The organism is Gilliamella sp. B2969 (genome assembly GCF_026536195.1).
Lineage (GTDB): Bacteria > Pseudomonadota > Gammaproteobacteria > Enterobacterales > Orbaceae > Gilliamella.
On sequence record NZ_JAFNOP010000016.1, the window covers coordinates 27001 to 34856 of the forward strand.

General features: G+C 36.0%; 4 protein-coding genes. 2 read left to right on the forward strand and 2 right to left on the reverse strand.

From position 1 onward, the window contains the following. Positions 1 to 233 precede the first annotated feature (233 nt). Entirely contained in the window at positions 234 to 1160 is a 927-nt protein-coding gene (locus J3U66_RS12275; RefSeq protein WP_267349150.1) for a LysR family transcriptional regulator, read from the forward strand. Between the two features lie 51 nt (positions 1161 to 1211). On the opposite strand, the gene J3U66_RS12280 is transcribed toward J3U66_RS12275, so the two are convergent. Next, positions 1212 to 2132: an FAD:protein FMN transferase gene (locus tag J3U66_RS12280; RefSeq protein WP_267333852.1), complete on the reverse strand. Its 921-nt coding sequence runs from the start codon at positions 2130 to 2132 to the stop codon at positions 1212 to 1214. 318 nt (positions 2133 to 2450) lie between these two features. Here J3U66_RS12280 and J3U66_RS12285 point away from each other — a divergent pair, with 318 nt between their 5' ends. Further along, the gene (locus tag J3U66_RS12285; RefSeq protein WP_267349151.1) at positions 2451 to 3536 is read left to right on the forward strand and encodes a 3-deoxy-7-phosphoheptulonate synthase; all 1086 of its coding nucleotides are present in this window, start codon (positions 2451 to 2453) and stop codon (positions 3534 to 3536) included. A 49-nt stretch (positions 3537 to 3585) separates the two neighbouring features. On the opposite strand, the gene purL is transcribed toward J3U66_RS12285, so the two are convergent. After that, positions 3586 to 7488 (reverse strand): phosphoribosylformylglycinamidine synthase, encoded by a 3903-nt coding sequence (purL, locus tag J3U66_RS12290; RefSeq protein ID WP_267349153.1) that lies wholly within the window; start codon positions 7486 to 7488, stop codon positions 3586 to 3588. Positions 7489 to 7856: the final 368 nt, after the last annotated feature.

Sequence of the window (7856 nt, forward strand, 5' to 3'; positions counted from 1 at the left end):
TCACTTAGTACCTTGCGGCACAATTTTGTTAATATTTAATTTTCGTAATACAAATTCTTTAGCTAATCACACAAAATGGTAAAATAAATTCTTGTTCTATTAATTATGTTAATTATTGTGCAATATGATTTGTTATCTAGTGTAAAATAGAAAAAAATATTTGTGAAATAGCTGATTAATTATGGGGTTATAACTAATTTGTTATAATCTTAAAAAGGATGAAAACAAGCGGAATGGCTAAAATTAATTCACTAATAATGCTGCAATATATTGATGTTTTAGTTAAGCATGGTAATTATACCAAAGCAGCACAAAACCTTTATATCTCGCAATCTTACCTAACACAAACCATAAAAAAAATTGAAAATGAACTAGGTATTGAAATCATCAATCGACAAACCGTCCCATTACAGTTAACCGAAGCGGGAAAAATTTATTATGAATATCTCACGTCGTTAGTCAACAAACAGGAACAGTTTAGAAAAAAAATCCAAAAATATACTGATACTAACTACACAGCAATTCAAATCGGTGTATTGCCAAGCTTAGGAACCTACTTATTACCTCTAGTTCTACCTGCTTTTATGCAAAAATATCCCAATATTAAAATCGAATTACATGAATATATGCCCAAAAACAGTGAAGAAAAAACCATTAACCAAACTCTCGATTTTTTTATTGGGCAAAATCCTGAAACAATATCCCCAAATTTAATTAGTCATAAATGTGGTAAACATCATTATTATGCACTTATACCAGAAAGTTCTAAACTTTATCGAAAAAAAACAAGTAATATTGAATGTAATCATTCTTTTATAAAAAAATTATTGCAAGAAAAACTTATTCTAACGTCTCACGGTTCAGGTATACGACAACAAATTGAATACCTCATTGCAAAATATAAGATTAAACCCGATATCGTACTTGAAAGCAGTAACATTTTTACTCTTGTCGAATTAGCAAAAAAAGGAATAGGGGTGACGTTTATTCCGGAAAGTGTCAATATCTGCGGAAAAACTGGCGATTTAGCATATAATTTGATCCCCCTACCATTAGAATTCATCTCGTTAAGTTATTTCATTGCATATTCAGCAAATAAAATGCTTAGCGTGGCTGAAAAAGAATTCGTCAACCTTTTCGTCTCTTCCTTTAATCAATAATACAAAGATGAAAACTAAACAAGTGTTAACGCGGTAACATCATATAAATACCTAGATCAATAGACCATTAGAACTAGCATATTCATGATTTTTGGTGATAACTATCCCTTCGATATGGTCAATTTTATTTATTTGCTTAATTACCTGTTGAGCAGAATAACCATATAATTGTGTAGTCCATATTTCGCCATCTATAGCATGCTCAGTCACAATAGTAATACTTTCAATATCGGTTTCAACTGGATAACCTGTTTGACTATCAAAAATATGATGATAGGTTTTACCATTATAGTTAAATGTTCTTTCATAGATACCAGAAGTCACCACTGATTGATTTTGAATCTTCAAAACAGTAATCACATTGCCTCTGGTTAAGAAGGGATTTTGAATGCCTACTCGCCAATATCCATCATCATGAAAAGGACACGCCCCAAATGTTAATACATTTCCACCTAAATCAATATACGCTGCGTGAGCATTTTGTTGTTTAAAAAATTCAATAACTTTATCAGCAAAATAACCTTTGGCTAACGCACCTAAATCGATTGCCATTCCAGAATGCTTTAACAACACAGATGAATTATCTTCATCTAAAAGAATATCATTAGGGTTAATGAGTGTTAAAAGCTGATTGATTTCTGAAACAGAAGGATATCTAGCATCACTAAAGCCAACCCGCCACGCTTGAATAAGTGGTCCTATTGCAATATTTAAAAAACTATTTTTTGCTAAACTCTGAGTTTTGCCTATTTTTATTAATCTAAAAAGATCAGATTGCAGTTTTACGGGTTTAATACCCGCATTAAGATTAACCTGCATTAATTGAGAATCTAAGCGATTAGCACTAAAGCGCTGTTCGTAGTCGATTAACATTTTTTGAGCTTGATTCAATAAGTGTTCAACCTCATCATGTTCTAGCCATATTTGAATCTTCGTGCCCATCAAATTAAGCAAGCGCTTACCTTGGTTCATTTTGCTTTGTTCCTAAAATTAATATCTTAATACCTTACAATGATAAAATAGGAAAATCTAGCCATCACCAAAGACTTGTTAATAATAAATCATTTCAAACATGCAAAGTGTAAATATTTCATTACAATAAAGTGTAAAATAGCTTTTCTGGTATAGAAAAAATCAAAAAAACATCGATTATACCAACATTAAATTATTATCTTTGTAAAATTCACAAAATATCATTTACTATAATGTAATTTTGTGTTTACATATTAACCGTTAATTGTAATATTTTTTTTACAAAAAAGTTTAAATGATTTTAACTAGGAAAATACAATGTTAAAAGACACACTGAATAATGTTCGAATTCGAGATGAACACATGCTCATTACACCTGATGAAATAAAAAAACTTTATCCATTATCAAGTGAGTTAGAAAAACAAATTAGTTTATCTAGACAAACAGTCGTTGATATTTTAGAACGCCGCGATCACCGGCTACTTGTTGTTTGTGGCCCTTGCTCAATTCATGATACCGATGCTGCAATTGAGTATGCGCGTCGATTAAAAAAACTTTCAGATGAAGTAAAAGATAATCTATTTATTGTGATGCGTGTTTATTTTGAAAAACCAAGAACCACCGTTGGTTGGAAAGGCATGATCAACGATCCACATATGGATAGTTCATTTGATATTGAATATGGTCTAAAAAAAGCACGAAAATTATTACTGGATATCGCGCAAATTGGCTTGCCAATGGCAACAGAAGCATTAGATCCTAACACTCCACAGTATATCGGTGACTTAATTAGTTGGTCTGCTATCGGTGCAAGAACCACTGAATCACAAACACATCGAGAAATGGCTTCTGGATTATCGATGCCAGTTGGTTTTAAAAATGGAACAGATGGCAGTTTAGATGTTGCAATCAATGCGATGAAATCAGCGTCTATGGCACATCGTTTTGTTGGTATCAATCAACAAGGGCAAGTTACTGTCCTACAGACAATGGGTAATCCACACGGGCATGTTATTTTACGTGGTGGAAAAACACCAAACTATGATGCTCAAAACGTATCATTATGTGAAATTCAAATGGAAAAAGCCGGTTTAGTACCAAATTTAATGATTGATTGTAGCCACGCTAATTCCAATAAAGATTATCGTAATCAACCAATTGTAGCTAATTCAATTATTGAGCAAATTGAGAACGGTAATAATTCAATTATTGGGGTTATGATTGAAAGTAACTTATTTGAAGGTAATCAATCGTCAGAACAACCAAAAGAAAACTTTAAATATGGTGTATCGGTTACTGATGCTTGTATTAACTGGGACAGCACTGATGAGTTATTACGAAAAATGAATAGCTTGTTAGCTGAGCCTTTATTAAAAAGACAACAACAACCAATAACCGCTTAATTGGTTGAAAACACATTATCGCCGACTTTTATCGGCGATAATTTTTATGTTAACCTAATTGCCGACGAGCGTTACGGAATATCCGCATCCATGGGCTATCTTCCCCCCAATTATTAGGGTGCCATGAATTACTTACCGTTCTAAATACCCGCTCTGGATGCGGCATCATAATTGTTGCGCGTCCATCTTTAGATGTCACAGCAGTAATACCATTAGGTGAACCATTTGGATTAGCCGGATATTGCTGGGTAACTTGACCAAAGTGGTCAATATAACGCACAGCAACAAGTTTGGCTGCCTCTAAATGAGTTAGATGATTTTCGTCATTAACTTCAACCTGTCCTTCCCCATGTGAAACTGCAATTGGCATATGACAACCCGCCATATCAGTAAAGAATAAAGAAGGGCTTTGCTGAATCTGCACTAAACTAAAGCGCGCTTCAAAGCGTTCTGATAAATTTCGCACAAAACGTGGCCATAATTCAGCACCAGGAATCAGATCTTTCAAATTAGACATCATTTGACAACCATTACAGACACCAAGAGATAGCGTATCGTTACGATTAAAAAACTGTTCAAACTCATGACGAACACGTTCATTAAAAAGCACTGATTTAGCCCAGCCTTCACCGGCCCCTAACACATCACCATATGAGAAGCCACCACAAGCAACAACGGCTTTAAATTGATCTAAACTGGTGTCACCAGCAAGTAAATCGGTCATATGCACATCGATTGCAGCAAAACCAGCCCGATCAAAGGCGGCAGCCATCTCAACATGTGAATTTACGCCTTGTTCACGTAAAATAGCGACTTTAGGTTTTATACCTTTGGCTATAAATGGGGCTGCTATATCTTGCTGTGGATCGAATGTTAATAACACATTTAGTCCCGGATCGTTTTCATTTTGTTTTGCCAGATGTTCTTGATCGGCACATAGCGGATTATCACGTAAGCGTTGCATCTGCCAAGTGGTTTCTGCCCACCATGTTCTTAACGTTAAACGTGACTCACTAAAAACAACTGCTGATTGATTTCGAATAATAAACTGCTGCCCAACTTTAGCACTACCAAGCACTTGCACGCAGTGAGATAAATTAAACTGCTTAAAGCACGCCATTACCTGATCTAAGTGACTATTTGCAATTTGAATAACAGCACCTAATTCCTCATTAAACAGCGCGGCAATCACATCATGACCTAGCATCGAAATATCAACATCTATGCCACAATGTCCAGCAAAAGCCATCTCAGCTAAGGTAACCACTAAGCCACCATCTGAACGATCATGATAGGCAAGCAATAAATTTTGATTCACTAGCATTTGCATAGCTTGATAAAAACCAGCCAACGCTTTAGCATCATGAACATCTGCCGTTTTTTGACCTAAATGGCGATAGACTTGAGCAAGTGCTGTCGCACCAAGAGCCTGATGACCTTTTGATAAATCGATAAATAATAATGTATTATCTTGATCTACACAAAGTTGAGGTGTAACAGTTTTGCGAACATCTTCAACCCGAGCAAAGGCCGAAATCACCAATGATAACGGCGAAGTTACCGATCTTTGTTCACCATCTTGCTGCCAAGTGGTTTTCATTGACATGGAATCTTTTCCAACAGGAATAGCAAGTCCCAAAGCCGGGCATAACTCTTCACCAATAGCTTTCACTGCTTGATAAAGTCCGGCATCTTCGCCTGGGTGACCAGCAGCGGCCATCCAGTTAGCCGAAAGTTTAATTCGTTTGATATCACCAATATTCGTTGCTGCAATATTGGTAATCGCTTCACCAACAGCTAACCTTGCTGAAGCGGCAAAGTTGAGTAATGCAACTGGCGTACGTTCACCAATTGACATTGCTTCACCATAATAACTATCTAAACTCGCTGTGGTAACAGCACAATCAGCCACCGGTACTTGCCATGGACCGACCATCTGATCACGTGCCACCATACCCGTGACAGTTCGATCACCAATAGTAATTAAAAATGTTTTTTCAGCAACTGTTGGTAAATGTAACACACGTTTTACCGCATCATATAAATTAATGTCAGAGGTTGAAAAATTATCACCATGAGCTTGATAGGTTTTTACATCGCGTAACATTTTCGGTGTTTTACCTAAAAGAACATCTAAAGGTAGATCAATAGGATTATTGTTAAAGTGATTATCATGCAAAACCAACGCTTTATTTAACGTTGCACTACCAATTACAGCATAAGGCGCACGTTCTCGCTGACACAATTTATCAAAAAGCATCAAACTTTCGGGGCGAATAGCTAGCACATAACGTTCTTGTGATTCATTACACCAAATTTCTAACGGTGACATGCCAGGCTCATCGTTTAAGATATTTCTCAATTCAAATTGACCACCACAACCACCATCATTAACAAGCTCCGGCATCGCATTAGATAACCCACCCGCCCCAACATCATGAATAAATAAAATAGGGTTGTCATCGCCTAATTGCCAACAGCGATCTATCACTTCCTGACAACGACGCTCCATTTCAGGGTTATCACGTTGTACTGAAGCAAAATCCAGATCAGCATCAGATTGACCGGATGTCATTGAGGATGCGGCTCCGCCACCTAATCCGATATTCATAGCAGGTCCACCTAAAACAATCAATTTAGAACCTACCGGAAATTCACCTTTTTGAATATGATCACGACGAATATTTCCTATTCCACCCGCAAGCATAATGGGTTTATGGTAACCTCTAACCTCTTCACCATTGTAACTATTTACCTTTTCTTCATAAGTACGAAAATAGCCCAATAAAGCAGGACGACCAAATTCGTTATTAAAAGCAGCCCCACCTAAAGGTCCGTCAATCATAATATCAAGCGCACTCACGATACGATCAGGCTTACCAAAATCATATTCCCAAGGTTGAACAAAATCTGGTATACGTAAATTTGATACTGAAAAACCAACTAATCCTGCTTTTGGTTTGGCGCCGCGCCCTGTCGCACCCTCATCTCGAATTTCACCGCCACTACCGGTTGCCGCTCCTGGCCAAGGTGATATTGCTGTTGGGTGATTATGCGTTTCAACTTTCATTAAAATATCTGCATATTCTTGAGAATAGCTATAGGTTTTATTTTCGTTATCAGCAAAAAAACGTCCAACCATAGAGCCATCCATCACCGCTGCATTATCTTTATAAGCCGAGGAGACATAATCAGGTGTGCTTTCAAACGTATTTTTGATCATTTTAAATAGCGATTTAGGCTGCTTTTTGCCATCTATAACCCAATCAGCATTAAAAATTTTATGTCGACAATGTTCAGAATTCGCTTGTGCAAACATATAAAGTTCAATATCGGTCGGATTACGATTTAACTTTTTAAAATTTTCGATTAAATATTCAATTTCATCCGATGCTAATGCTAAACCCAATTTAAGATTGGCTTGCTCTAAAGCTTGTCGCCCCTGCCCTAACAAATCAATGGTAACAACTGGTGCGGGTTGTTCAGTTTTAAATAATTGATCAGCTTGATCAAAACTCGTTAATACCGATTCCATCATCCGATCATGTATTAATGCTGCAAACTCATTTTTTTGGATGTCGGTTAACGCCGAACTCACTTGCACATAATAAGCAATACCTCGCTCAATGCGGTGAATGTGCGATAGACCACAATTATGTGCAATATCAGTTGCTTTTGATGACCATGGCGAAATCGTACCGGCTCGAGGTGTAACTAAAAAGAGTAATTTACTGTCTTTATTTTGAATATCGATTTGGGCATTTTTAGAACCATATTGCAACAAACTTTCGAGCGTAGATTGTTGATCCGCTGTTAAATCACCAAACAAGTCAATAAAGTGAATGTATTGCGCTTCTAAGTTAATAACAGGAATCGATGTTTCACGGCAAGTTGATAAGATTTTACTAATACGAAATGCAGATAGAGCAGAACAACCAGCTAAGATTTTCATGTAAGTTACTCTTTTTAAGCCAAAAATAAGTAAAAATAGAGCAATATTATAAAAGAAAGTAACCCAAGTGGCTATCTTAAATAGCGTATAAAATTTTTTTTGTTGGTAAAACCTACTAGCCTTTCATCATAAAAAACACGAAATAAAATTCAATTATTCAACTAGTTCAAACTAAAAACAATTTTACTAAATGGCAATATCTGTTATGCTTTTGATGAAAAAAACAACAAACAATAATTTATAAAACGTTAGTACGTTGATTAACTTGAAATAAAAGGATACTACTATGCCTAAGGCGCTCAGCAACCTAATTAGCACATTAGGTGAAAAAGCTGGCATTAACAACATGTTATCAGATGTTAGCCATA